Source organism: Cryobacterium shii (assembly GCF_004402595.1).
In the GTDB taxonomy this organism is placed as follows: Bacteria; Actinomycetota; Actinomycetes; order Actinomycetales; family Microbacteriaceae; genus Cryobacterium; species Cryobacterium shii.
In genome coordinates, this window is the sequence record NZ_SOFY01000070.1 from 50723 (window position 1) to 72340 (window position 21618).

Consider the following 21618-nt stretch of genomic DNA (forward strand, 5'->3'; position numbering starts at 1 on the left):
GTGCCCGTTCCGGTCGAGAGTGACCGGTGTGCCGGGCACTCTCGACCGGAACGGGCACACTCGGGCAGCGGAACGGGCGCGGCGGGGCCAGGTGGACCGCCCGCCGGCGGGGGCCGGGTGGCTGAGGCCGGGCGCGTGGGGCTAGATGGCCGTCGGGGCCAGCGCGAGCTGTTCCCGCACGATGTCTGCCAGCTGGTGCGCCAGACGGTCGGCGGTGGCCTGGTCGGCCGCTTCGACCATGACCCGCACCATGGGCTCGGTGCCCGACGGGCGCAGCAGCACGCGGCCGGTGTCGCCCAGCTCTGCTTCCGCGACGCGCACGGCCTCGGCGATGACCTCGTCCGATTTCAGGGCGTGGTGGTCGACGCCCCGAACGTTGACCAGGATCTGCGGGAACACGGTCATCACGGCGGCGAGTTCGGCGAGGGTCTTGCCGGTGCGGGCCATCTCGGCGACGAGGTGCAGGCCGGTCAGGATGCCGTCGCCAGTGGTCGCATATTTCGTCATGATCACATGGCCGGACTGTTCCCCGCCGAGCGAGAGCCCGTTGGCGTTGAGTTCCTCGAGCACGTAGCGGTCGCCCACCTTGGTCTCGATCATGCGGATGTCGTTGGCGGCCATCGCCTTGCGCAGCCCGAGGTTGCTCATCACGGTGGCGACGAGGGTTCGGTCTTTCAACACGCCGCGCTCGGCCATGGACACCGCGAGGATCGCCATGATCTGGTCACCGTCGATAACGTTGCCGTCCCGGTCGACGGCAAGGCAGCGGTCAGCATCTCCGTCGTGCGCGATTCCGACGTCGGCCCCGGCCTCGAGCACGGCCCGGGCGAGGTTGTCGAGGTGGGTGGACCCGACCCCGTCGTTGATGTTGATGCCGTCGGGGTCGGCCCCGATGACGGTCAGTGTGGCACCGGCATCCGTGAAGACCTGCGGGGATACGCCGGCGGCGGCGCCATGCGCGCAGTCGAGCACGACGTGGATGCCGTCGAGGCGGTTGGGCAGGGTGCCGAGCAGGTGCACGACATAGCGGTCCTCGGCGTCGGCGAACCGGCGGATGCGACCGACGTCGCCGCCGATGGGCATCAGCACGTCCATCGTGAGGTGCTCTTCGATGCGGTTCTCGACGTCGTCGGGAAGTTTGGTGCCGCCGAAGGCGAACAGCTTGATGCCGTTGTCCGGGGCGGGGTTGTGCGAGGCGGAAATCATCACGCCGAAGTCGGCGCCGATGTCGGCGATCAGGAACGCGGTGGCGGGGGTGGGGATGACGCCGGCGTCGAGGACATCGACACCCGAGCTGGCCAGCCCGGCCGCGACCGCTGCAGAAATGAATTCACCGGAGATCCGGGGATCCCGGGCGAGCACCGCAACGGGTCTGCGACCCTCTGCCAGGCGCAACTCCGCGCGGCGGCCCTGAGTGAGGACCGCCGCGCTGGCCTGGGCGAGGCCCAGGGCCAGGCCAGCCGTGAGATCACGGTTGGCCAGACCCCGGACGCCGTCCGTGCCGAATAGTCGAGGCATTGTTACAGTGCTTCCCGACTTGTTAGCGCTTGGAGAACTGAGGAGCCTTACGGGCCTTCTTGAGTCCGGCCTTCTTGCGCTCCTTGACGCGAGCGTCGCGGTTGAGGAAGCCGTTCTTCTTCAGGATGGCGCGGTTGTTCTCTTCGTCGATCTGGTTCAGCGAACGTGCGATGCCGAGACGCAGGGCGCCGGCCTGGCCGGAGGGGCCACCGCCGGTGATGCGTGCGATGACGTCGTAGCTGCCGATGAGGTCGAGCACCTTGAACGGGTCGTTGATGAGCTGCTGGTGCAGCTTGTTCGGGAAGTAGTCCCCGAATTCGCGGCCGTTCACCGTGATGGTGCCGGAGCCGGGGACGATGCGCACGCGGGCGATGGCCTGCTTGCGACGGCCGACGGCTGCGCCGGGAACGTTGAGGATGGCGCGGGGCGCCTTGGTTACGGTCTCGGCCGGGGTCTCGGTCGAGTAGCTCTCCGGAGCCTGGTCAATCTGATCTGCGATTTTCGCCACGATGGTGTGAATCCTTTTTTCTTAGAATCGAAAAGTCTGGAGGCCGGCGCTACTGAGCGACCTGGGCGAGGGTGTACGGCTTCGGCTGCTGCGCGGCGTGCGGGTGCTCGGGGCCGGCGTAGACCTTGAGCTTGGCCAGCTGGGCGCGACCGAGGGTGTTCTTCGGAAGCATGCCGCGGATGGCCTTCTCGACCGCACGGGTCGGGTGCTTTTCGAGCATCTCCGAATAGTTGGTGGCCGTGAGGCCGCCCGGGTAACCGGAGTGGCGGTACGCCATCTTCAGGTCGAGCTTCTTGCCGGTGAGGGCAATCTTCTCGGCGTTGATGATGATGACGAAATCTCCCATGTCCATGTGGGGAGAGAACGTTGCCTTGTGCTTCCCGCGAAGGAGAATGGCGGCGTGGCTGGCAAGACGACCGAGCACGATGTCTGTGGCGTCGATGACGACCCAGTCGTGCTGGACTTCGCTTGCTTTGGGGGTATAAGTGCGCGTCACTATTGTGCTGCTTTCTTGTTTCGAACGGAGGTGTTCGTGAATCCCGCTCCGGGTGTGTTCCCAGAGGGGGAACACGATCGATGGAGGGCTCACGTTCGTGTGCCTGGCTGCAACGCACAGACACCAGAGGTCAACGCTACCGCCGTGGGCGCCCGAGCGCAATTCCGGGCGTGAAGCCGACGGATGCGGAGGCGAGCTACTCCGTGTCGTCGATGAGTTCGCGCCGGGCCCGGGTCTCCAGCGCACGCAGCGCCAGCAACTCGTCGGCCGGGTAGCCGACCTTCAGCAGCGTGAGCCCCTGGGCGGGCATGACCTTGAATTCGCTGGTACGGGCCCGTTCGATCCGGAGGTCGACCAGGCGGTCCCCGGACAGGCGCCCCTCCCCCACGGCCACGCACGCGCCGACGAGGGCGCGAACCATGCTGTGGCAGAACGCGTCGGCCTGCACCGAGGCGACGAGAACGCCATCGGGGTCGCGCCGCCAGCTGAACTCCTGCAGCGTGCGGATCGTCGTCGCGCCGGGGCGCGGCTTGCAGTAGGTGGCGAAGTCGTGCAGGCCGATCAGCGTGGCGGCGGCCGCGTGCATGGCGTCCCCGTCGAGGCGGAAGCCGTGCCAGGTGGTGCGGAACCGCTGCAGCGGGTCGTGCCCGGCGACCGAGTCCGCGATCCGGTATTCGTACCGGCGGTAGAGCGCCGAGAAGCGGGCGTCGAACCCGGCCGGGGCGATGATGCTCGATTTCAGCACGATCTCGGGCTGGGTGACCAGGATTCCGCTGAGCCGCCGCTGCACCATGACCGCCAGCGGCGTCGGCGGGCGGCCCTTGCCGCGGGTGATCCGCACGAGGCCGTCGGCCTGGTCGGGGTTCAGATCGAAGTGGGCGACCTGTCCCAGGGCGTGCACGCCGGCATCCGTTCGCCCGGCCACGGTCAGTACCGGGGTCGGCGGGTGGCTGTGCAGGATGCCCGCCAGTCCGGCCTCGATCTGCCCCTGGACCGTGCGGAGGCCAGGCTGGGTGGCCCAGCCGGACATCCCGGTGCCGTCGTAGGCGATATCCAGCCTGATCCGGGTGGTGCCTCGGCGTTGGGTCTCGTCAGGCGCCGGGGGAAGAATCACGCAGGTAAGTGTACGGGCCGCCCCGGGTTATCGTTGAACCCGGATAGTTCTCCGAAGCCGTTATGAAACCCAGCAAACCCCAGCCCTCACCTGCCCGCCGCCCGCAAACCGTGAGCGATTCTGCGCGGCGCCTGGCCGGACTCGACGGCCTGCGCGGCATCGCCGTGGCCCTGGTCGTGGTCTTCCATTTCTTCCCCGCGGTGCTGCCCGGCGGCTTCGTCGGGGTCGACGTCTTCTTCGTGATCAGCGGTTTCCTGATCACGGGCCTGCTCGTCGTCGCGCACGAGCGAACCGGCCGGGTCTCGCTCGGCCGATTCTGGCAGCGCCGGGCCCGCCGACTGCTCCCCCCGCTGATTCCCCTGGTCCTCGCCTGTGCCACGGCGGCCTGGGCCATCGGCGGGGACGTCCTGGTCGGCATCGGCTGGCAGGTGCTCGGCGCAGCGACGTTCGGCTACAACTGGGTGTCGATCGCGGCGTCGGGCAGCTATTTCGCAACCGACCAGCCCGAACTGTTCCGCAACCTCTGGTCGCTGGCGGTCGAGGAACAGTTCTACCTGGTCTGGCCGTTCGCTCTGCTCGGCCTGTTGCTGATTCGCAGCCCCGCCGTGCGCCTCGGCCTGGTCGGCGGCCTCGCCCTGGCGTCGGCGCTGTGGATGGGGCTGCTGCACCAGCCCGGAACCGACCCCACCCGCGTGTACTACGGTTCGGACACGCACAGTTTCGGCCTCTTCATCGGCGCCGCGCTGGCCCTGGCTCTGCACCGCAGCGGCGCTTCCCCCCTCGCCCCGCGGGTGCGGGCCGTACTGGGCGGGGCCCGGCCCTGGCTCGGCCTGGCGGCGCTCGCGGGCCTCCTCGGCACCGCGGCCTGGCTGCCGGACACCGACGCCGTCACGTACCGCGGCGGGCTGCTTCTGGTGAGCCTGCTGTCCGCGGTCACGATCTGGGCCGCGGTGCGCGGCGGACGCTTCGGCCCGCTGCTGGACACCCCGGTACTGCGGTTCCTCGGGGAACGCTCCTACGGCATCTACCTCTGGCACTGGCCCGTCCTCGTGCTGACCCTGGCGGCCTGGCCCGCGGCCACGAGATCACCGGCCGGGATGCCGGCAGCCGGGTTGCTGGCAGCCGCGCTGACGCTGCTGGCCGCCGTCGGGTCATACCGCTGGCTCGAACTGCCCGCCCGCCGGCTGGGGGTGCGCGGCGGCATCCGTCGGCTGGCTGCGCTCCGGACGGGTCCCCCGCGGCGGCGCGCCCTGCTCGGGCTGACCCTGGTGACCGGACTGGTGCTGGTGGCGGGCACGATGTCGGCGCTGATCACGGCGCCCAGTCAGACCAGCGCCCAGACAGAGATCGAACGCGGCCAGCAGGCGCTGGCCGCCGCCACCCGAGCGGCCGCCAGAGCCGAGGCCCGCGCCTCCCGGTCGGCCGCGATCACCGCCGCACTAGCTCCGGTCGGCAGCCGGATCACCGCGGTGGGCGACTCGGTCATGCTCGCCTCCGCCCCCGAGCTGCAGGCCGGCTTCCCCGGCATCGCAATCGACGCCGCGGTCTCGCGCGGCATGCGCGCTGCGCCGGAGCTACTCGCCGACCAGGCCCGCGCCGGCACTCTCCGGCGGGTGGTCGTGGTCGGACTCGGCACCAACGGCCCGATCGACCGGGACGACCTGGCCGACATCCGCGCCGTGATCGGGCCCGGTCGCACGCTGATCCTGGTCAACGCCTACGCCGAACGCGCCTGGACCGAGGGCGTCAATGCCGCCCTGGCGGACTTCTCCACGCGTTACCGGCAGGTCGAACTCGCCGACTGGCACGACGCGATCGCACCGCACCTCGACGTGCTGGCGGAAGACAACGTCCACCCGGGACCGACCGGCGGCAGAATCTACACGGAAGCGATCCGGGCTGCGCTGGACCGGCTCGGACGAGTGCCACCGCCACGGCGAACGGATGCCTTCCTGCGGCCCACCCCGACGGGTCCCGACGCGCCTCCGCTACCCCCGCTGCTGCCGGAGGCGACCGCTCACTGAAGCTCGTAGGCGAAGGGGAGCCGCCTAAATGTCCAGCACAGGGTGGCCGGGTGCGCAAAAAAGGGGCCCGACCGAAGTCGAACCCCTTTTTACGGTGAAACGTGACTACTTGGCGTCAGCCTCGTCGACAACGTCGGCCTCGACGGCCGCGTCGGCCGCGTCGGCCGCGTCGGCCGGAGCCGTTGCTTCCTCGGCGACGTCGGCCGGAGCGGCCTCGGCGACAGGCTCTTCCGCGGCAGGCTTGGCAGCCTTCGACGCGGAGGCCTTCTTGACCTTCGGGGTCAGCGGCTCGAGAACGAGTTCCATCTGGACCATCGAAGCGTTGTCGCCCTTGCGGAAGCCGAGCTTCGTGATGCGGGTGTAGCCACCCTCACGAAGAGCAACCTGCGGCGCGATCTCGGTGAAGAGCTCGTGCACGACGCTCTTGTCGCCGATCGTGGCGAGCACGCGACGACGAGCGTGCAGGTCACCCTTCTTGGCGAACGTGATCAGTCGCTCGGCGACCGGGCGAAGGCGCTTGGCCCGCGTCTCGGTCGTCTTGATCGACTTGTGGGTGAACAGGGATGCGGCCAAGTTGGCCAGCATGTGGCGCTCGTGGGCCGGTCCGCCTCCGAGGCGGGCTCCCTTAGTGGGCGTAGGCATTGGTTATCTCCAGTATCAAAGTCGAAAGACAGTCTGAGCGACTGCTTTAGATGGTTTCTTCGTCGTAGCCGCTGTAGAAGTGGGCGCCGTCGAATCCGGGCACCGAGTCCTTCAGCGACAGGCCGAGCTCTACGAGCTTGTCCTTGACCTCATCCACCGACTTCTGTCCGAAGTTGCGGATGTTCATCAGCTGGGTCTCCGAGAGGGCGACCAGTTCGCTGACGTTGTTGATGCCCTCGCGCTTGAGGCAGTTGTACGAACGAACCGACAGATCGAGGTCCTCGATCGGAATCGACAGTTCGGTCGACAGCACGGCGTCGACCGGCGCGGGGCCGATTTCGATGCCCTCGGCGGCGGTGTTCAGCTCGCGGGCCAGACCGAACAGCTCGGTCAAGGTGCGACCGGCGGATGCGATGGCGTCGCGAGGCGAAATCGCCGACTTGGTCTCCACGTCAACGACGAGGCGGTCGAAGTCGGTGCGCTCACCGGCACGAGTTGCCTCGACGCGGTAGGTCACCTTGAGCACGGGCGAGTAGATCGAGTCGACCGGAATCTGGCCGGCCTCGGAATACTCGTTGCGGTTCTGGGTGGCCGACACGTAGCCGCGGCCGCGCTCGATGGTCAGTTCGAGTTCGAACTTGGCCTTGTCGTTCAGGGTCGCGATGACGAGTTCCGGGTTGTGGACCTCGACTCCGGCCGGAGCCGAGATGTCGGCGGCCGTGACCTGGCCGGCACCCTGCTTGCGCAGGTAAGCCGTGATCGGTTCGTCGTGCTCGCTGGAGATGACGAGACCCTTGATGTTCAGGATGATCTCGGTGACGTCTTCCTTGACACCGGGAACGGTGCTGAACTCGTGCAGCACACCGTCGATCCGGATGCTGGTGACAGCGGCTCCGGGGATCGAGGACAGGAGGGTGCGGCGCATCGAGTTGCCGAGAGTGTAACCGAAACCAGGCTCAAGAGGTTCGATGACAAACCTGGATCGGAACTCCGAGATGTTCTCTTCGGTGAGCGTGGGGCGCTGTGCGATAAGCACTATTGATTCCTTTCGGCTAAGTGTCCGCTATATGACACTTGCGTGGCGAGGGTTGAACGTGAAAGAAAAACGGTGATCGTCCCCCGACAGGCCCGACAACCGGAAGACCGGGTGTCGGGCCTGTCGAGATCAGGTCAATAGAGAGTGCTTAGACGCGACGACGCTTCGGCGGACGGCAGCCGTTGTGCGCCTGGGGCGTGACGTCGTTGATCGAGCCCACCTCGAGGCCGGCGGCCTGAAGCGAACGGATGGCGGTCTCGCGACCGGATCCGGGGCCCTTGACGAAGACGTCGACCTTCTTCATGCCGTGCTCCTGCGCCTGGCGGGCAGCCGACTCGGCAGCCAGCTGTGCGGCGAACGGGGTCGACTTGCGCGACCCCTTGAAGCCAACTCCACCTGAGGACGCCCAGCTGATGACCGCACCGGTGGTGTCGGTGATCGAGACGATGGTGTTGTTGAAGGTGCTCTTGATGTGGGCCTGGCCCACAGCGATGTTCTTCTTTTCTTTCTTGCGCGGCTTCCGAGCGGCCGACTTTGGTGCTGCCATGATTTCTCCTGAATCCTGTAGGCGAGACGGGCGAGGCCGAGGCCTAGCGCGCCTTCTTCTTGCCGGCTACGGTGCGCTTCGGGCCCTTGCGGGTGCGAGCGTTGGTCTTGGTGCGCTGGCCGCGAACGGGCAGGCCCTTGCGGTGGCGAATGCCCTCGTAGCTGCCGATCTCGACCTTGCGGCGGATGTCGGCGGCAACCTCACGGCGGAGGTCACCCTCTACCTTGAAGGATCCTTCGATGTAGTCACGGAGAGCGATCAACTGATCGTCGCTCAGATCCTTGACTCGGATGTTTCCATCGATTTCAGTGTCGGCGAGGGTCTTGAGTGCCCTCGTACGGCCAACACCAAAGATGTAAGTCAGTGCAACTTCCACGCGCTTATCGCGAGGAATATCAACGCCGGCTAGACGTGCCATTGTGGCTTCTCCTGTATATGAGTGGAGGTCTGTAACAGTGCCTGTACATCGGCCTCCAACCGATGGTGTCGCCCCGAGGGGTTCCCGGCACTGCTATTTTCTGTGTTCAATTACGTGTGCCTTCGACAGGCCTGGCTACCGGAATCGGTGACCGGGCTTGTCGACCTGCTAGCCCTGACGCTGCTTGTGACGCGGGTTCTCGCAGATGACCATCACGTTGCCGTTACGGCGGATGACCTTGCACTTGTCGCAGATCTTCTTGACGCTGGGCTTGACCTTCATGATGTGTCCTTGTATTCGCTGTCTTCGTACCCCAGGAACGCCTCGGGCCGTTACTTACAGCACTCGTTACTTGTAGCGGTAAACGATCCGGCCGCGAGTCAGATCGTACGGGCTCAGCTCCACGATCACGCGGTCCTCAGGGAGGATGCGGATGTAGTGCTGACGCATCTTGCCTGAAATGTGGGCAAGAACTTTGTGGCCGTTGGTCAACTCAACGCGAAACATTGCATTGGGAAGAGCTTCGACTACTGCGCCCTCGATTTCGATGACACCGTCTTTTTTGGCCATAACTCACTATCGCTAGGGTATTGATTGCTGGTCGTGCGTGGATTGTGGCGTTTGACACGCCGTAAACGCGCGCATCAGACACCAAGGATTTACTCTATGGTACAGAGTTGCCTTTTGGCAATTCTTCCCTATAATCCCTGAACGGATTCACGGGTTCAGGGTCTTCTCCCGCACCGATCCGTGTGCTCTCATTCTGCGTTCACGTCGTCGAGCAGCCTGACGATGTCCTCCGCGGTGGCTGCGTCAAGGAGTCTCTGCACCTCGCCCTCGTCCGAGAACACGGCTGCCATTCTCGAGAGGATCTCGAGGTGCTCGTTGTTGAGCCCGGCGATTCCGACGGCGAACCGCACCGGGTGGCCGTCCCAGTCGATCGGGTCCGCGTAGCGAACGATCGACAGGGCCGACCGGATGACCGACGCCTTGGCGTCGTTGGTACCGTGCGGGATCGCCAGAAAGTTGCCCATGTACGTCGACACGCTGGCTTCGCGTTCGAACATGGAGTCGATGTAGTCCTCACGCACTGCGCCCGCACGGACGAGCAACGCACCGGCCTCACGGATGGCGTCGTTCCGGGTCGTGGCAGACCCCGCGGTCACCACATTGACCAGTTCCAGAAGGTGCTGGGTCATTGCGTTACTTTGCGGCTTCTGCCCAGCCGCGCGACTTGAACGCGTAGATGGCGGCGTCCAGCGCCTCATCGCCGTTCTGCGAGGCGAAAACGGTGGCCTCCAGCATTGCCACTCCGACCCCGAGCTTGACGGCCTGGCTGCGGATCTTCTCGTAGCGCGGCGCCAGCTGCGGTCCGACCAGCAGAACGTCGATCGGGCCGAGCGAGCCCGGCAGGTCCGATTCGCTCCCCGCGTGCACAGACACCGTGAGGCCGCGTGACTCTGCGGTGTGGCGGACCCGGTGGGCGACGAAGGCACTGGACGCTCCGGCACCACAGACAACGAGGATTCTCATGGGCGTGCTCTTTTCTCTGAGGCTGAGACAGACAATTTGTCCCCACCTCAATCTTCCCGCTTTCACCCCCGTCGAGGAAACCGCCGGCCCCCTCAGCCACCCCATCCGGGCCACACCCCCTCGTTCACCAATTCGACGGAGATTCTGTTCTAAAAATCCGCATTCGCCGGGTTTCACCCCGTTCCGGGCAGAATCTCCGTCGAATTCGTTCGGAGACGGAGTTGTTGGCGGAGTGGCGGGCCAAGTGGCGGGCAGGGCTCTGCTACGCGAGGGGAACGGGGGTGATGCCGAGCGGGGCGAGTGCCGCGGCACCGCCGTCTTCCGCAGTCAGAACCCAGATGCCGTCCTTGTGCACGGCCACGGTGTGCTCCCAGTGCGCGGCGGCGCGTCCGTCGCTGGTGGCGACGGTCCAGTCATCCTCGCGCACGTACGTCTCGATCGATCCGAGCACGACCATCGGCTCGATCGCGACGACCAGGCCGGGCTTGACGTCCGGGCCCTTCTGGCGCACCCGGTAGTTGAACACCGGCGGGGCCTCGTGCATGGACCGGCCGATGCCGTGGCCGACGTAGTCGGTGAGGATCCCGTAGTCGCCCTGGGAATCGACGTAGTCCTCGATGGCGTCGCCGACCTCGTTGAGGTGGCGCGCCACGGCCAGCCGGGCGATGCCGTGCCACAGCGACTGCTCGGTGACATCGGACAGCTTCTGGCGTTCGGCCACCTCGGCGGGGCGGGCCGGATCCGGAATCACAAAGCTGAACGCGGCATCGCCGTTCCAGCCGTCGATGATCGCGCCGCTGTCGATCGAGACGATGTCGCCGGCCGCGAGGACGCGGGCGCCGGGGATCCCGTGCACCACGTCGTCGTTGACCGAGGCGCACACCGTGTGGAAGTAGCCCTGCTCGAGCTTGAAGTTCGGCAGTCCGCCGCGCGCGACGATGGCCGCCTCCGCCGCGGCATCCAGTTCGAGCGTGGTCGCGCCGACCCGGATGGCAGCGCGGGCCGCATCCAGAGATGCGGCCGTGGCGAGCCCCGGGGCGATCATCAGCCGCATCTGCGCCGGCGACTTGTAGATGGAACGTCGAAGGCTCATGAGTATCTCTGCAAACTGATTGGGACGTGCGGATGGGTGGTACCGGTCGAAGACAGGCCGGATGGCGCAACCAGACGGTTGCGCCATCTCGGTCAGGTGGTGCTGGCTGCCTCTTCGGTGGCGTTCAGGCCGCGCGCGGCCAAGGCAGCGAGGATGCGCCCGGTCACCTCGTCCACGGCGCCCAGGCCGTCGACGGTGACGACGAGGCCGCGGGAGCCGTACAGGTCGATCAGGGGTGCGGTCTGCTCTTCGTAGACCGACAGGCGGTGACGGATGACGTCGGCCGTGTCATCCGCGCGGCCCTGCTCGGCGGCACGCTTCAGCAGACGCGCGACGACCTCTTCGGTGTCGGCGACGATCAGGACGACGGCGTCGAGGGCGGTCCCGTCGGCTTCCAGCAGACGGTCCAGCTCCTGAACCTGATCAGCGGTGCGCGGGTAGCCGTCGAGGAGGAACCCCGCCACAGCGTCGGCCTGCTTCAACCGGTCGGACACGATCTCGTTGGTGAGGGAATCCGGCACATAGGCGCCGGCATCGATGAACGCCTTGACCTTGACGCCCAACTCGGTGTTGTTCTTCACGTTGAAACGGAAGATGTCGCCGGTCGAGATGGCCGGCACGGCAAAAGCCTCGGACAGCCGCTCGGCCTGGGTGCCCTTGCCCGCGCCAGGCGGGCCGATCAGGAGAAGACGAGTCATCGGAGCAGCCCTTCGTAGTGGCGCTGTTGGAGTTGCGAATCGATCTGTTTGACCGTCTCGAGCCCGACGCCGACGATGATCAGGATGCTGGCGCCACCGAACGGGAAGTTCTGGTCGGCACCGATCGCGGAGAAGGCGATCAGAGGCAGCAACGCGATCAACCCCAGGTACAGGGAACCGGGCAGCGTCACCCGGGTGAGAACGAAGTCCAGGTATTCCGCGGTCGGCCGACCGGCGCGAATGCCTGGGATGAATCCGCCGTACTTCTTCATGTTGTCTGCGACCTCTTCAGGGTTGAAGGTGATCGCGACGTAGAAGTAGGTGAATCCCACGATGAGGAGGAAGTACATCGCCATGTAGAGCGGGTGGTCGCCCTTGGTCAGGTTGTTCGTCACCCAGGTGACCCAGGCGGCCGGGGACTGGCCGGCGGCGGGCTGGTTGAACTGGGCGATCAGGGCGGGGAGGTACAGCAGCGAGGACGCGAAGATGACGGGCACGACACCGGCCATGTTCACCTTGATCGGGATGTACGTGTTATTGCCGCCGTAGGTGCGTCGGCCGACCATCCGTTTGGCGTATTGCACCGGGATGCGACGTTGCGACTGCTCAACGAAGACGACGGCTGCCACCACGAGCAGCCCGATCGCGAGCACGATCAGCAGGACGTCGATGCCCTTCTGCTGGCCGATCGCGCCGAGCGAGTTCGGGAACCGGGCCGCGATCGAGGTGAAGATCAGCAGCGACATGCCGTTGCCGATGCCGCGTTCGGTGATGAGTTCGCCCATCCACATGATGATTCCGGTGCCAGCTGTCATGGTGATGACCATGAGCAGGATGGCGTACCAGGAGTCGTTGGTGAGCAGCTGAGAACACTCGGGGCTGGCGGACGTGCCGAACAGGGCGCCGCTGCGGGCCACCGTGATGAGCGTCGTCGACTGGAGGATGCCGAGGGCGATCGTGAGATAACGCGTGTACTGGGTCAGTGTGCTCTGCCCGGACGCGCCCTCTTTGTAGAGGGTCTCGAAGTGTGGGATGACCACGCGCAGCAACTGCACGATGATCGAGGCCGTGATGTACGGCATGATGCCGAGCGCGAACACCGACAACTGAAGCAATGCGCCACCGCTGAACAGGTTGACGAGCTCATAGAGGCCGCTGGTTCCCTGGTTCGCGGCCAGACACGCTTGCACGTTCTGGAAGTCAACGAATGGTGCAGGTACGAACGAGCCCAGTCGGAACAGGGCAACGATCCCCAGGCTGAATCCGATCTTCTTGCGAAGGTCGGGTGTGCGGAATATCCGCGCGATGGCGCTGAACACAATGCCTCCAGTTAATAACGTGAAAAACGAGCTTGTCGAGACCAGCATCGAAAGATTTCGATTGGTGGCCTCGACAAGCTCGCTCAGCGTCTACGGACTTACTTGATTGAGCCACCCGCAGCGACGATCTTCTGCTCTGCTGAGCCGGAGACCTTATCCACTGCAATGTTCAGCTTAACCGCAATGTCACCATTGCCGAGAACCTTGACCTTCTCGTTGTCACGAACAGCACCCTTGGCGACCAGGTCGGCGATGGTTACATCGCCCCCGTTCGGGTAGAGCTCCGCGAGCTTGTCCAGGTTGACAACCTGGTACTCGACGCGGAACGGGTTCTTGAACCCGCGCAGCTTCGGGGTGCGCATGTGCAGAGGCATCTGCCCACCCTCGAAGCCGATACGCACGTTGTAGCGCGCCTTCGTGCCCTTGGTACCACGACCGGCAGTCTTACCCTTGGAGCCTTCACCACGACCGACGCGCATGCGCGACTTCTTGGCACCGGCGGCCGGGCGAAGGTGGTGAACCTTCAGGACCTGCTCGCGCTTTTCGGTCGGAGCAGCCTTCACAGCGACCTTGGCGGCGGCAGCCTTCTTGGGGGCTGCCTTCTTTGCAGTGGCGGGCTTGGCGGCTGCCGTGGCAGCTTCCTTCTCGTCAGCCATTAGTCAATCTCCTCGACCTTTACGAGGTGAGCAACGGTGTTGACGTAGCCGCGGTTCTGCGAGTTGTCCTCGCGAATCGTGACTGCGCCAATGCGCTTGAGACCCAGGCTGCGAAGCGTGTCGCGCTGGTTCTGCTTCTCACTAATTTTGGACTTGATCTGTGTCACTTTGAGGCGAGCCATCAGGCACCTGCCTTTGCTGCTGCGGCAGCTGCTGCTGCTGCGGCGTCGGCGCGCAGGAAACGGGCCGGGGCCACGTCTTCGTACGCGAGCCCACGACGAGCTGCAACCGCACGCGGCTCTTCGAGCTGGTGCAGAGCCTCGACCGTGGCGTGGACGATGTTGATGGTGTTCGACGAGCCGAGGGACTTGCTCAGCACGTCGTGGATGCCAGCGCACTCGAGTACGGCGCGCACCGGGCCACCGGCGATAACGCCGGTACCGGCAGCGGCCGGACGCAGCAGGACAACGCCGGCTGCGGCTTCACCCTGCACGGGGTGCGGGATCGTGAGGCCGACGCGGGGAACGCGGAAGAAGTTCTTCTTCGCTTCCTCGACACCCTTGGAAATGGCGGTAGGCACCTCACGGGCCTTGCCGTAGCCGACTCCGACCAGGCCGTTGCCGTCACCGACGACGACGAGAGCGGTGAAGCTGAAGCGACGACCACCCTTGACCACCTTGGAAACGCGGTTGATGGTGACAACGCGCTCCAGGAACTGGCTCTTGTCGGCGTCGCGGCTGCCGCGATCCTTGTTCGGGTTGCGCTCACGGCCACCACGACGAGCCTCACGAGGCTCGTTCTGCGGCGGCGTCGTGGACGCAGCGGTCTCGACGGGTGCCTCTGCAGCCACCACGTTCTCCTTTGTTGCTGTGTTAGCGGTTTCAGTGCTCACAGGTTCAACCCACCCTCTCGAGCTCCCTCGGCGATGGCAGCGACGCGTCCCGCGTACTTGCTGCCGCCACGGTCAAATACGACGGCTTCGATACCGGCGGCTTTGGCACGCTCAGCGACGAGCTCGCCGACCTTGCGGGCCTTGGCGGTCTTGTCACCATCGAAGGTGCGCAGACCGGTTTCGAGCGTGGACGCCGAAGCAAGGGTGAAACCCTTGCTGTCATCGACGACCTGCACGAATACGTGGCGAGCAGAACGGGTGACGACGAGACGCGGACGAAGCGCAGTCCCCTCGATCTTCTTGCGAAGACGTGTGTGCCTGCGTCCGCGGGCAGCAGCCTTGCTCTTACCTCTAGTTCCGAGACCCATGGTTACTTACCACTCTTTCCGGCCTTGCGGCGAACAATCTCGCCGGCGTAACGCACACCCTTGCCCTTGTAGGGCTCCGGCTTACGAATCTTACGGATGTTGGCGGCGACCTCGCCGACAGCCTGCTTGTCGATACCGCCGACCGTGAGGCGGTTGACGCTCTCCACGGTCAGGGTGATACCGGCGGGCGGGTCGACCAGGACCGGGTGCGAGAAGCCGAGGGCGAACTCGATGGAGCTGCCCTTCTGGGCTACGCGGTAACCGGTACCGACGATCTCGAGGGACTTGGTGTAACCCACCGTCACCCCGATGATCTGGTTTGCGATGAGCGTCCGGGTCAGTCCGTGCAGCGAACGCGAGTTGCGCTCGTCGTTCGGGCGAGTGACGACAACGTGGCCGTCCTCGATCTTGACCTCGATCGGGTTCGCGACGGTGAGCGCGAGCTCGCCCTTCGGGCCCTTGACGCTGACGCGCTGGCCTTCAGCGGTGACCGTGACATCCGTCGGAATCGGGATGGGGAGTCTTCCAATACGTGACATCGTCGACTACCACACGTAGGCGAGAACTTCTCCGCCTACGCCCTTCTTCTCGGCCTGGCGGTCGGTGAGCAGACCGCTGGAGGTGGACAGGATGGCAACGCCGAGGCCACCGAGAACGGTGGGGATTTCGGTCGACTTCGCGTACACGCGCAGGCCGGGCTTGGAAACCCGCTTGATCCCGACGATGGAACGCTCGCGGTTCGGACCGAACTTCAGGTTGAGCGTGAGGGTCTTGCCGACCTCTGCATCCTTGACGTCCCAGGCAGAGATGTAACCCTGAGCCTTGAGGATGTCTGCGATGTTCGCCTTGAGCTTGCTGTGCGGCATGGACACGGTGTCGTGAAACGCCGAGTTAGCGTTGCGCAGTCTGGTCAGCATGTCTGCGACCGGATCTGTCATTGTCATTTGTGGTGCCTTTCTCGCCTGGTTTCGTTCACCCGTTACACGGATGACGACCTTGGTCGTGGTGGGGCTGGACGGTTGTCCAGCCCCGGATTTTTACTACAAGGAGCCAAAGAGCTACTTTACTTGGTGTTTTCGGCTGTCTTGAACGGGAAGCCCAGCGCCTTGAGCAGCGCGCGGCCTTCTTCGTTGTTCTTGGCCGTCGTCACAACCGTGATATCCATACCGCGGATACGGTCGATCCGGTCCTGGTCGATCTCGTGAAACATGACCTGCTCGGTGAGACCGAAGGTGTAGTTACCGCTGCCGTCGAACTGCTTGTCGCTCAGTCCGCGGAAGTCACGGATGCGAGGAAGAGCAAGGCTCAGGAGGCGGTCGAGGAACTCCCACATGCGGTCGCCACGAAGTGTGACGTGCGTGCCAATGGGCTGTCCTTCACGCAGTTTGAACTGCGCGATCGACTTGCGGGCCTTGGTGACCTGCGGCTTCTGGCCGGTGATCTTGGTGAGGTCGGAAACGGCCCCGTCCATGATCTTGCCGTCGCGAGCTGCTTCGCCGACACCCATGTTGACAACGATCTTGACCAGGTTCGGAACCTGGTGGACGTTGGTGAAGCCGAGGTCCTTGGTGAGCTGGGCGGTGATCTCATCGCGGTACTTCTGCTTGAGGCGCGGCAGGATAACCGGGACGGCTGCTTCGGCGGCTGCAGTTGCAGTGTCAGTCATCAGAGGTCCTTCCCTGACTTCTTGGCGTAACGAACGCGGACCGTCTTGGTGACGCCGTCCTTCGTTACTTCTTCGGTGCGGACGCCGACCTTGGTCGGCTTCTTGGTCTCCGGGTCGACGATGGCCACGTTGGACACGTGAATCGGCGCCTCCATGGTCTCGATGCCGCCGGTCTTGGTGCCGCGCTGGGTCTGGCCGACGCGAACGTGCTTGGTGACGAAGTTGATGCCCTCTACGAGGACACGGTTCTTCTCCACCAGGACAGCGATGACCTTGCCCTGCTTGCCGCGGTCGCCGCCGCGGGCCTGGGTGCGGCCGGTGATGACCTGAACGAGGTCACCCTTTTTGAGTCTGGCCATGATTTAGATAACCTCCGGTGCCAGCGAGATGATCTTCATGAACTTCTTGTCGCGAAGCTCGCGACCGACCGGTCCGAAGATACGGGTGCCGCGGGGGTCACCTTCGTTCTTCAAAATCACTGCGGCGTTCTCATCGAACTTGATGTACGAACCGTCTGGACGACGGGTCTGCTTTTTGACGCGAACGACAACGGCTTTGACGACGTCGCCCTTCTTGACGTTTCCGCCCGGGATGGCGTCCTTGACCGTGGCGACGATCGTGTCGCCCAGTCCGGCGTAGCGACGGCCGGAGCCACCGAGAACGCGAATGGTCAAGAGCTCCTTGGCACCGGTGTTGTCGGCAACCTTGAGTCGTGATTCTTGCTGAAGCACTTTTTAACTCCTTCTATCAAGTAAGCGCGAGGCCTACTTGGCCTTCTCGAGGATCTCGACCAGGCGCCAGCGCTTGGAAGCGCTGAGCGGACGGGTCTCACTGATCAGGACCAGGTCGCCGACGCCGGCGATGTTCGCCTCGTCGTGAGCCTTCAGCTTGGACGTACGGCGGATGACCTTGCCGTACAGGGGGTGCTTCACGCGGTCTTCGACCTCGACAACGATGGTCTTTTCCATCTTGTCGCTGGTCACGTAACCACGCAGCGTCTTGCGGTAGCCGCGAACGAGAGCCTCAGCCTCGACAGCGACGACCTTTGCGTCAGTCTTCGCCATGACTAGGCCTCCTTCGTCTCGTCGGCGTCAACCGCAGCGGTGTCCTCAACGGACGCAGCTGCAGGCTTGGCCTTCTTGGTCTTCTTCTCAGCCTTGGCCGGAGCCTCGACAGGCACGGGAGTCGGGCGAATGCCCAACTCGCGCTCACGGAGAACCGTGTAGATGCGAGCGATGTCGCGCTTGACCGCGCGGAGGCGGCCGTGGCTTTCGAGCTGGCCGGTGGCCGACTGGAAGCGAAGGTTGAAAAGTTCTTCCTTCGCCTTCTTCAGCTCGTCGAACAGTCGCTCATTTTCAAAAGTGTCGAGCTCGACCGGGGCGAGCTCCTTGGATCCGATCGCCATTATGCGTCGCCCTCCTCGCGCTTGATGATGCGTGCCTTCAAGGGCAGTTTGTGAATTGCGCGGGTCAGCGCTTCCTTGGCAACGATGTCGGTGACACCGCTGAGTTCGAACAGGACACGACCCGGCTTGACGTTGGCGACCCACCACTCGACGGAACCTTTACCGGAACCCATGCGAGTTTCGGCCGGCTTCTTGGTGAGGGGGCGGTCCGGATAGATGTTGATCCAGACCTTGCCGCCACGCTTCATGTGACGGGTGATCGCGATCCGAGCGGACTCGATCTGACGGTTGGTCACATAGGCGGGGGTGAGCGCCTGGATGCCATACTCGCCGAACGACAGCTCGGTGCCACCGGTTGCATGGCCGGTACGGCCCGGGTGGTGCTGCTTACGGTGCTTGACTCTGCGTGGAATCAACATGGTTATGCCTCAACTCCTGCTGCAACCGGTGCCGCTGCCTCTGCGCGGGGCGCACGACGCGGTCGGTCGTCACGTCGCTCGGGGCGGGACGACTTAGCGTTGGCCTGCTCGCGGGCGAGTTCCTTGTTGGTGATGTCGCCCTTGTAGATCCAGACCTTCACGCCGATGCGGCCGAAGGTGGTCTTGGCTTCGTAGAAGCCGTAGTCGATGTTCGCGCGCAGGGTGTGCAGTGGCACACGGCCTTCGCGGTAGAACTCCGAACGGCTCATTTCAGCGCCACCGAGACGACCGGACACCTGGATGCGAACACCCTTGGCGCCGGCGCGCTGGGCACCCTGCAGGCCCTTACGCATCGCGCGGCGGAATGCCACACGAGCGGAGAGCTGCTCGGCAATGCCCTGAGCGACGAGCTGAGCGTCGACCTCGGGGTTTTTGACCTCGAGGATGTTCAGCTGGATCTGCTTGGCGGTGAGCTTCTCGAGGTCGGAGCGGATGCGCTCGGCCTCCGCGCCACGACGGCCAATCACAATGCCCGGACGGGCGGTGTGAATGTCCACGCGGACACGGTCGCGAGTGCGCTCGATCTCGATGCGGGACACGCCGGCGCGGTCGAGGCTGGTGCTCAACAGGCGGCGGATCTTGACGTCTTCAGCGACGAAGTCGCTGTAACGCTGGCCCGGCTTCGTGCTGTCAGAGAACCAACGCGACACGTGGTCGGTCGTGATTCCCAGACGGAAGCCATAGGGGTTTACTTTCTGACCCATTACTTCGTACCCTCCTCAGGAGTGGCGAGCACAACCGTGATGTGGCTCGTGCGCTTCTTGATCTGGAATGCGCGACCCTGTGCGCGGGCCTGGAAACGCTTGAGGGTGGTGCCCTCATCAACGAATGCCTGGCTGACGAACAGATCCTGCTCGTCCAGGAAGGTGTTGGCTGCATCGGCCTTTACCCGGGCGTTCGCGATTGCCGAAGCAACCAGCTTGTACACCGGATCGCTCGCACCCTGCGGCGCGAACTTCAGAATTCCCAGGGCCTCGAAGGCCTGCTTGCCGCGGATCAGGTTGACAACGCGACGAGCCTTCTGGGGGGTAACGCGGATGTGACGCACGCGTGCGATCGACTCCACCATTTCTTATCCTCCTTCACGTCCCCGCGTTAGCGGCGACGGCCCTTCTTGTCGTCCTTCACGTGACCACGGAAGGTGCGGGTGGGCGCGAACTCGCCGAGCTTGTGCCCGACCATGCTCTCGGTGACGAACACCGGGATGTGCTTGCGTCCGTCGTGAACCGCGATGGTGTGCCCGAGCATGTCGGGGATGATCATCGAACGGCGCGACCAGGTCTTGATTACGTTCTTGCTGCTGGCTTCGTTCGCCTTGACAACCTTGCGAAGCAGGTGGTCGTCAACGAACGGGCCTTTCTTGAGACTGCGTGGCATCGTCTACTCCTACTTACGCTTCTTGCCGACGGTACGGCGACGAACGATGAGCTTGTCGCTTTCCTTGTTCGGGTGGCGGGTGCGCCCTTCTTTCTGGCCCCAGGGGCTGACGGGGTGACGTCCACCGGACGTCTTACCCTCACCACCACCGTGCGGGTGGTCGACCGGGTTCATGGCAACACCACGAACGGTCGGGCGAACGCCTTTCCAACGCATACGGCCGGCCTTGCCCCAGTTGATGTTCGACTGTTCGGCGTTGCCGACCTCGCCGATCGTGGCGCGGCAGCGAGCGTCGACGTTGCGGATTTCTCCGGACGGCAGGCGCAGCTGGGCGTAGATGCCATCCTTCGCAACGAGACGAACGGATGATCCGGCGGAGCGGGCCATCTTGGCGCCACCGCCCGGACGCAGTTCGACCGCGTGGATGATGGTACCGGTGGGGATGTTCTTCAGCGGCAGGTTGTTGCCGGGCTTGATGTCAGCACCGGCGCCCGACTCTACGATGTCGCCCTGGTTCAGCTTGTTCGGGGCGATGATGTAGCGCTTGGAACCGTCCATGAAGTGCAGGAGCGCGATGCGCGCCGTACGGTTCGGGTCGTACTCGATGTGAGCGACCTTGGCGTTGACGCCATCCTTGTCGTTACGACGGAAGTCGATCAGACGGTACTGACGCTTGTGGCCACCACCGATGTGACGGGTGGTGATGCGACCCTGGTTGTTACGGCCACCGGTCTTGGAAAGGGGGCGAAGCAGGGACTTCTCCGGGGTCGAACGGGTGATCTCTGCGAAGTCCGCAACAGATGAACCGCGACGACCAGGAGTCGTGGGCTTGAACTTACGAATAGCCATTTCTTATTCCTCTAGTCCGCGCCGCTTAGCCGACGGCCGTGAAGATGTCAATGGAACCGGACTTGAGCGTGACGATGGCACGCTTGGTGTCCTTGCGCTTACCCTGACCGAACTTCGTGCGACGCGTCTTGCCGATCCGGTTCATGGTGTTGATCGAAGCGACCTCTACCTTGAAGATCTTTTCGATCGCGAGCTTGATTTCGGTCTTGTTCGAGCGCGGGTCCACGATGAAGGTGTACTTGCCTTCGTCGATCAGGCCATAGCTCTTCTCAGAGACGACCGGAGCGATGATGACGTCGCGGGGATCCTTGTTGATCGGGGTAGCCATTATGCGGACACCTCTTCCTTCTTGGTCTTGCTCGCCACGAACGCGTCGAACGCGCCCTTGGTGAAGACAATGTCGTCGCTGACGAGCACGTCATAGGCATTCAGCTGGTCCCACGGCAGAACGTGCACCGTCGGCAGGTTGCGGATGCTGCGCAGCGTCATTTCATCGGTGCGTTCCAGGACGACCAGCACGTGCTTGCTGCTGGCGATCTGGGTGAGCAGTGCGATGGCGCCCTTGGTGCTGGGCGTCTCGGCGCTGAAGAGCGCCGTCACGACGTGGAGGCGGTCGCCACGGGCGCGGTCCGAAAGTGAGCCGCGCAGTGCTGCCGCGATCATCTTCTTGGGGGTGCGCTGTTCGTAGTTACGCGGGGTCGGTCCGTGGACGATGCCACCACCGGTCATCTGAGGGGCGCGGATCGAGCCCTGACGAGCGCGACCGGTTCCCTTCTGCTTGAACGGCTTGCGGCCGGAACCGGAGACCTCACCACGACGCTTGGTCTTGTGAGTGCCCTGGCGTGCGGCAGCGAGCTGCGCAACGACGACCTGGTGGATCAGCGGAATGTTGGTCTGAACGTCGAAGATCTCGGCGGGCAGGTCAACGGTGCCGGCCTTCTTGCCGGTTCCGTCGATGATGTCGAGTGCGGTAGCCATCA

The 21618-nt window shown here is 64.5% G+C and carries 34 protein-coding genes; 1 reads left to right on the forward strand and 33 read right to left on the reverse strand.

The genetic code is table 11. The annotated features are described in order from the left end of the window. Positions 1–141: 141 nt before the first annotated feature. The 4 genes from glmM to E3O49_RS13030 form a co-directional block, all read right to left on the reverse strand. Positions 142–1518: a phosphoglucosamine mutase gene (gene glmM, locus E3O49_RS13015; protein ID WP_134451742.1), complete on the reverse strand. Its 1377-nt coding sequence runs from the start codon at positions 1516–1518 to the stop codon at positions 142–144. Between the two features lie 22 nt (positions 1519–1540). After that, positions 1541–2026: a 30S ribosomal protein S9 gene (rpsI, locus tag E3O49_RS13020; RefSeq protein WP_134365633.1), complete on the reverse strand. Its 486-nt coding sequence runs from the start codon at positions 2024–2026 to the stop codon at positions 1541–1543. Positions 2027–2075: 49 nt separating this feature from the next. Beyond that, positions 2076–2522 carry a 50S ribosomal protein L13 gene (gene rplM / locus E3O49_RS13025; protein WP_104100940.1) on the reverse strand — a complete coding sequence of 149 codons (447 nt, stop codon included), beginning with the start codon at positions 2520–2522 and terminating at the stop codon, positions 2076–2078. 196 nt (positions 2523–2718) lie between these two features. Further along, complete coding sequence (locus E3O49_RS13030) at positions 2719–3552, reverse strand: tRNA pseudouridine synthase A (RefSeq protein WP_134365641.1); 834 nt, start codon at positions 3550–3552, stop codon at positions 2719–2721. A 194-nt stretch (positions 3553–3746) separates the two neighbouring features. Here E3O49_RS13030 and E3O49_RS13035 point away from each other — a divergent pair, with 194 nt between their 5' ends. Further along, positions 3747–5660, forward strand: coding sequence for an acyltransferase family protein (locus E3O49_RS13035; RefSeq protein ID WP_244285306.1), 1914 nt, complete (start codon positions 3747–3749; stop codon positions 5658–5660). Positions 5661–5765: 105 nt separating this feature from the next. Here E3O49_RS13035 and rplQ read toward each other — a convergent pair whose 3' ends face one another. The 29 genes from rplQ to rplD form a co-directional block, all read right to left on the reverse strand. Beyond that, a complete protein-coding gene (gene rplQ / locus E3O49_RS13040; protein WP_134365631.1) occupies positions 5766–6302 on the reverse strand; it encodes a 50S ribosomal protein L17 in 537 nt (178 codons plus the stop codon). Positions 6303–6348: 46 nt separating this feature from the next. Then, entirely contained in the window at positions 6349–7338 is a 990-nt protein-coding gene (locus tag E3O49_RS13045) for a DNA-directed RNA polymerase subunit alpha (RefSeq protein WP_134365630.1), read from the reverse strand. A gap of 148 nt (positions 7339–7486) precedes the next feature. Further along, a complete protein-coding gene (gene rpsK, locus E3O49_RS13050) occupies positions 7487–7885 on the reverse strand; it encodes a 30S ribosomal protein S11 (RefSeq protein ID WP_018191944.1) in 399 nt (132 codons plus the stop codon). Between the two features lie 43 nt (positions 7886–7928). Next, positions 7929–8303 carry a 30S ribosomal protein S13 gene (rpsM, locus tag E3O49_RS13055; RefSeq protein ID WP_134365629.1) on the reverse strand — a complete coding sequence of 125 codons (375 nt, stop codon included), beginning with the start codon at positions 8301–8303 and terminating at the stop codon, positions 7929–7931. Between the two features lie 168 nt (positions 8304–8471). Then, a complete protein-coding gene (gene rpmJ / locus E3O49_RS13060; protein ID WP_035834639.1) occupies positions 8472–8585 on the reverse strand; it encodes a 50S ribosomal protein L36 in 114 nt (37 codons plus the stop codon). Positions 8586–8651: 66 nt separating this feature from the next. Continuing rightward, complete coding sequence (gene infA / locus E3O49_RS13065; protein WP_022883252.1) at positions 8652–8873, reverse strand: translation initiation factor IF-1; 222 nt, start codon at positions 8871–8873, stop codon at positions 8652–8654. A 188-nt stretch (positions 8874–9061) separates the two neighbouring features. After that, entirely contained in the window at positions 9062–9502 is a 441-nt protein-coding gene (locus E3O49_RS13070) for a PTS mannitol transporter subunit IIA (RefSeq protein WP_134403194.1), read from the reverse strand. A gap of 4 nt (positions 9503–9506) precedes the next feature. Continuing rightward, positions 9507–9836 (reverse strand): PTS sugar transporter subunit IIB, encoded by a 330-nt coding sequence (locus tag E3O49_RS13075; protein WP_134365627.1) that lies wholly within the window; start codon positions 9834–9836, stop codon positions 9507–9509. Positions 9837–10098: 262 nt separating this feature from the next. Continuing rightward, positions 10099–10929 (reverse strand): type I methionyl aminopeptidase, encoded by an 831-nt coding sequence (gene map, locus E3O49_RS13080; RefSeq protein ID WP_134365626.1) that lies wholly within the window; start codon positions 10927–10929, stop codon positions 10099–10101. 92 nt (positions 10930–11021) lie between these two features. Continuing rightward, positions 11022–11627, reverse strand: coding sequence for an adenylate kinase (locus E3O49_RS13085; protein ID WP_134365625.1), 606 nt, complete (start codon positions 11625–11627; stop codon positions 11022–11024). Further along, positions 11624–12946: a preprotein translocase subunit SecY gene (gene secY, locus E3O49_RS13090; RefSeq protein ID WP_134365640.1), complete on the reverse strand. Its 1323-nt coding sequence runs from the start codon at positions 12944–12946 to the stop codon at positions 11624–11626. The genes E3O49_RS13085 and secY overlap by 4 nt, the downstream gene beginning before the upstream one ends. 98 nt (positions 12947–13044) lie before the next feature. Then, positions 13045–13602: a 50S ribosomal protein L15 gene (rplO, locus tag E3O49_RS13095; protein WP_134365624.1), complete on the reverse strand. Its 558-nt coding sequence runs from the start codon at positions 13600–13602 to the stop codon at positions 13045–13047. Further along, positions 13602–13784, reverse strand: coding sequence for a 50S ribosomal protein L30 (rpmD, locus tag E3O49_RS13100; RefSeq protein WP_174235710.1), 183 nt, complete (start codon positions 13782–13784; stop codon positions 13602–13604). The genes rplO and rpmD overlap by 1 nt, the downstream gene beginning before the upstream one ends. Then, complete coding sequence (gene rpsE / locus E3O49_RS13105; RefSeq protein WP_134365623.1) at positions 13784–14455, reverse strand: 30S ribosomal protein S5; 672 nt, start codon at positions 14453–14455, stop codon at positions 13784–13786. The genes rpmD and rpsE overlap by 1 nt, the downstream gene beginning before the upstream one ends. Positions 14456–14490: 35 nt before the next feature. Beyond that, positions 14491–14862 (reverse strand): 50S ribosomal protein L18, encoded by a 372-nt coding sequence (gene rplR, locus E3O49_RS13110; RefSeq protein ID WP_134365622.1) that lies wholly within the window; start codon positions 14860–14862, stop codon positions 14491–14493. Between the two features lie 2 nt (positions 14863–14864). After that, complete coding sequence (gene rplF, locus E3O49_RS13115; RefSeq protein WP_134365621.1) at positions 14865–15401, reverse strand: 50S ribosomal protein L6; 537 nt, start codon at positions 15399–15401, stop codon at positions 14865–14867. 6 nt (positions 15402–15407) lie between these two features. Next, the gene (rpsH, locus tag E3O49_RS13120) at positions 15408–15806 is read right to left on the reverse strand and encodes a 30S ribosomal protein S8 (protein WP_134363327.1); all 399 of its coding nucleotides are present in this window, start codon (positions 15804–15806) and stop codon (positions 15408–15410) included. A gap of 119 nt (positions 15807–15925) precedes the next feature. Further along, a complete protein-coding gene (gene rplE / locus E3O49_RS13125; protein WP_134365620.1) occupies positions 15926–16528 on the reverse strand; it encodes a 50S ribosomal protein L5 in 603 nt (200 codons plus the stop codon). Next, complete coding sequence (rplX, locus tag E3O49_RS13130) at positions 16528–16887, reverse strand: 50S ribosomal protein L24 (protein ID WP_134365619.1); 360 nt, start codon at positions 16885–16887, stop codon at positions 16528–16530. The genes rplE and rplX overlap by 1 nt, the downstream gene beginning before the upstream one ends. A 3-nt stretch (positions 16888–16890) precedes the next feature. Continuing rightward, positions 16891–17259 carry a 50S ribosomal protein L14 gene (gene rplN / locus E3O49_RS13135; protein ID WP_134365618.1) on the reverse strand — a complete coding sequence of 123 codons (369 nt, stop codon included), beginning with the start codon at positions 17257–17259 and terminating at the stop codon, positions 16891–16893. A gap of 33 nt (positions 17260–17292) precedes the next feature. Next, a complete protein-coding gene (gene rpsQ, locus E3O49_RS13140; RefSeq protein WP_134365617.1) occupies positions 17293–17592 on the reverse strand; it encodes a 30S ribosomal protein S17 in 300 nt (99 codons plus the stop codon). Between the two features lie 2 nt (positions 17593–17594). Further along, the gene (gene rpmC, locus E3O49_RS18870; protein ID WP_134365616.1) at positions 17595–17933 is read right to left on the reverse strand and encodes a 50S ribosomal protein L29; all 339 of its coding nucleotides are present in this window, start codon (positions 17931–17933) and stop codon (positions 17595–17597) included. Continuing rightward, positions 17933–18352, reverse strand: a complete 420-nt coding sequence (gene rplP, locus E3O49_RS13150) for a 50S ribosomal protein L16 (protein WP_104100963.1) — start codon at positions 18350–18352, stop codon at positions 17933–17935. Before rplP ends, rpmC begins: the two co-directional genes overlap by 1 nt. A gap of 2 nt (positions 18353–18354) precedes the next feature. Next, complete coding sequence (rpsC, locus tag E3O49_RS13155) at positions 18355–19116, reverse strand: 30S ribosomal protein S3 (protein WP_134363322.1); 762 nt, start codon at positions 19114–19116, stop codon at positions 18355–18357. Further along, positions 19116–19481, reverse strand: coding sequence for a 50S ribosomal protein L22 (gene rplV / locus E3O49_RS13160; RefSeq protein ID WP_104100965.1), 366 nt, complete (start codon positions 19479–19481; stop codon positions 19116–19118). The genes rpsC and rplV overlap by 1 nt, the downstream gene beginning before the upstream one ends. 26 nt (positions 19482–19507) lie before the next feature. Further along, positions 19508–19789 (reverse strand): 30S ribosomal protein S19, encoded by a 282-nt coding sequence (gene rpsS / locus E3O49_RS13165; RefSeq protein WP_066597628.1) that lies wholly within the window; start codon positions 19787–19789, stop codon positions 19508–19510. A gap of 9 nt (positions 19790–19798) precedes the next feature. Further along, positions 19799–20638: a 50S ribosomal protein L2 gene (gene rplB / locus E3O49_RS13170; protein ID WP_104100967.1), complete on the reverse strand. Its 840-nt coding sequence runs from the start codon at positions 20636–20638 to the stop codon at positions 19799–19801. A 25-nt stretch (positions 20639–20663) separates the two neighbouring features. Further along, entirely contained in the window at positions 20664–20966 is a 303-nt protein-coding gene (rplW, locus tag E3O49_RS13175; protein ID WP_104100968.1) for a 50S ribosomal protein L23, read from the reverse strand. Continuing rightward, a complete protein-coding gene (gene rplD, locus E3O49_RS13180) occupies positions 20966–21616 on the reverse strand; it encodes a 50S ribosomal protein L4 (protein ID WP_134365615.1) in 651 nt (216 codons plus the stop codon). The genes rplW and rplD overlap by 1 nt, the downstream gene beginning before the upstream one ends. Positions 21617–21618 lie beyond the last annotated feature (2 nt).

Excerpts from the sequence above, each read along its gene's own strand:
- glmM (WP_134451742.1), bottom strand. The coding sequence starts at position 1,518 with ATGCCTCGACTATTCGGCACGGACGGCGTCCGGGGTCTGGCCAACCGT.
- E3O49_RS13030 (WP_134365641.1), bottom strand. The coding sequence starts at position 3,552 with ATGTCCGGCTGGGCCACCCAGCCTGGCCTCCGCACGGTCCAGGGGCAG.
- rplQ (WP_134365631.1), bottom strand. The coding sequence starts at position 6,302 with ATGCCTACGCCCACTAAGGGAGCCCGCCTCGGAGGCGGACCGGCCCAC.
- rpsK (WP_018191944.1), bottom strand. The coding sequence starts at position 7,885 with ATGGCAGCACCAAAGTCGGCCGCTCGGAAGCCGCGCAAGAAAGAAAAG.
- rpsM (WP_134365629.1), bottom strand. The coding sequence starts at position 8,303 with ATGGCACGTCTAGCCGGCGTTGATATTCCTCGCGATAAGCGCGTGGAA.
- rpmJ (WP_035834639.1), bottom strand. The coding sequence starts at position 8,585 with ATGAAGGTCAAGCCCAGCGTCAAGAAGATCTGCGACAAGTGCAAGGTC.
- infA (WP_022883252.1), bottom strand. The coding sequence starts at position 8,873 with ATGGCCAAAAAAGACGGTGTCATCGAAATCGAGGGCGCAGTAGTCGAA.
- E3O49_RS13070 (WP_134403194.1), bottom strand. The coding sequence starts at position 9,502 with ATGACCCAGCACCTTCTGGAACTGGTCAATGTGGTGACCGCGGGGTCT.
- E3O49_RS13075 (WP_134365627.1), bottom strand. The coding sequence starts at position 9,836 with ATGAGAATCCTCGTTGTCTGTGGTGCCGGAGCGTCCAGTGCCTTCGTC.
- map (WP_134365626.1), bottom strand. The coding sequence starts at position 10,929 with ATGAGCCTTCGACGTTCCATCTACAAGTCGCCGGCGCAGATGCGGCTG.
- E3O49_RS13085 (WP_134365625.1), bottom strand. The coding sequence starts at position 11,627 with ATGACTCGTCTTCTCCTGATCGGCCCGCCTGGCGCGGGCAAGGGCACC.
- rplO (WP_134365624.1), bottom strand. The coding sequence starts at position 13,602 with ATGGCTGACGAGAAGGAAGCTGCCACGGCAGCCGCCAAGCCCGCCACT.
- rpmD (WP_174235710.1), bottom strand. The coding sequence starts at position 13,784 with ATGGCTCGCCTCAAAGTGACACAGATCAAGTCCAAAATTAGTGAGAAG.
- rplR (WP_134365622.1), bottom strand. The coding sequence starts at position 14,862 with ATGGGTCTCGGAACTAGAGGTAAGAGCAAGGCTGCTGCCCGCGGACGC.
- rplF (WP_134365621.1), bottom strand. The coding sequence starts at position 15,401 with ATGTCACGTATTGGAAGACTCCCCATCCCGATTCCGACGGATGTCACG.
- rpsH (WP_134363327.1), bottom strand. The coding sequence starts at position 15,806 with ATGACAATGACAGATCCGGTCGCAGACATGCTGACCAGACTGCGCAAC.
- rplE (WP_134365620.1), bottom strand. The coding sequence starts at position 16,528 with ATGACTGACACTGCAACTGCAGCCGCCGAAGCAGCCGTCCCGGTTATC.
- rplX (WP_134365619.1), bottom strand. The coding sequence starts at position 16,887 with ATGGCCAGACTCAAAAAGGGTGACCTCGTTCAGGTCATCACCGGCCGC.
- rpsQ (WP_134365617.1), bottom strand. The coding sequence starts at position 17,592 with ATGGCGAAGACTGACGCAAAGGTCGTCGCTGTCGAGGCTGAGGCTCTC.
- rpmC (WP_134365616.1), bottom strand. The coding sequence starts at position 17,933 with ATGGCGATCGGATCCAAGGAGCTCGCCCCGGTCGAGCTCGACACTTTT.
- rplP (WP_104100963.1), bottom strand. The coding sequence starts at position 18,352 with ATGTTGATTCCACGCAGAGTCAAGCACCGTAAGCAGCACCACCCGGGC.
- rpsC (WP_134363322.1), bottom strand. The coding sequence starts at position 19,116 with ATGGGTCAGAAAGTAAACCCCTATGGCTTCCGTCTGGGAATCACGACC.
- rplV (WP_104100965.1), bottom strand. The coding sequence starts at position 19,481 with ATGGTGGAGTCGATCGCACGCGTGCGTCACATCCGCGTTACCCCCCAG.
- rpsS (WP_066597628.1), bottom strand. The coding sequence starts at position 19,789 with ATGCCACGCAGTCTCAAGAAAGGCCCGTTCGTTGACGACCACCTGCTT.
- rplB (WP_104100967.1), bottom strand. The coding sequence starts at position 20,638 with ATGGCTATTCGTAAGTTCAAGCCCACGACTCCTGGTCGTCGCGGTTCA.
- rplW (WP_104100968.1), bottom strand. The coding sequence starts at position 20,966 with ATGGCTACCCCGATCAACAAGGATCCCCGCGACGTCATCATCGCTCCG.
- rplD (WP_134365615.1), bottom strand. The coding sequence starts at position 21,616 with ATGGCTACCGCACTCGACATCATCGACGGAACCGGCAAGAAGGCCGGC.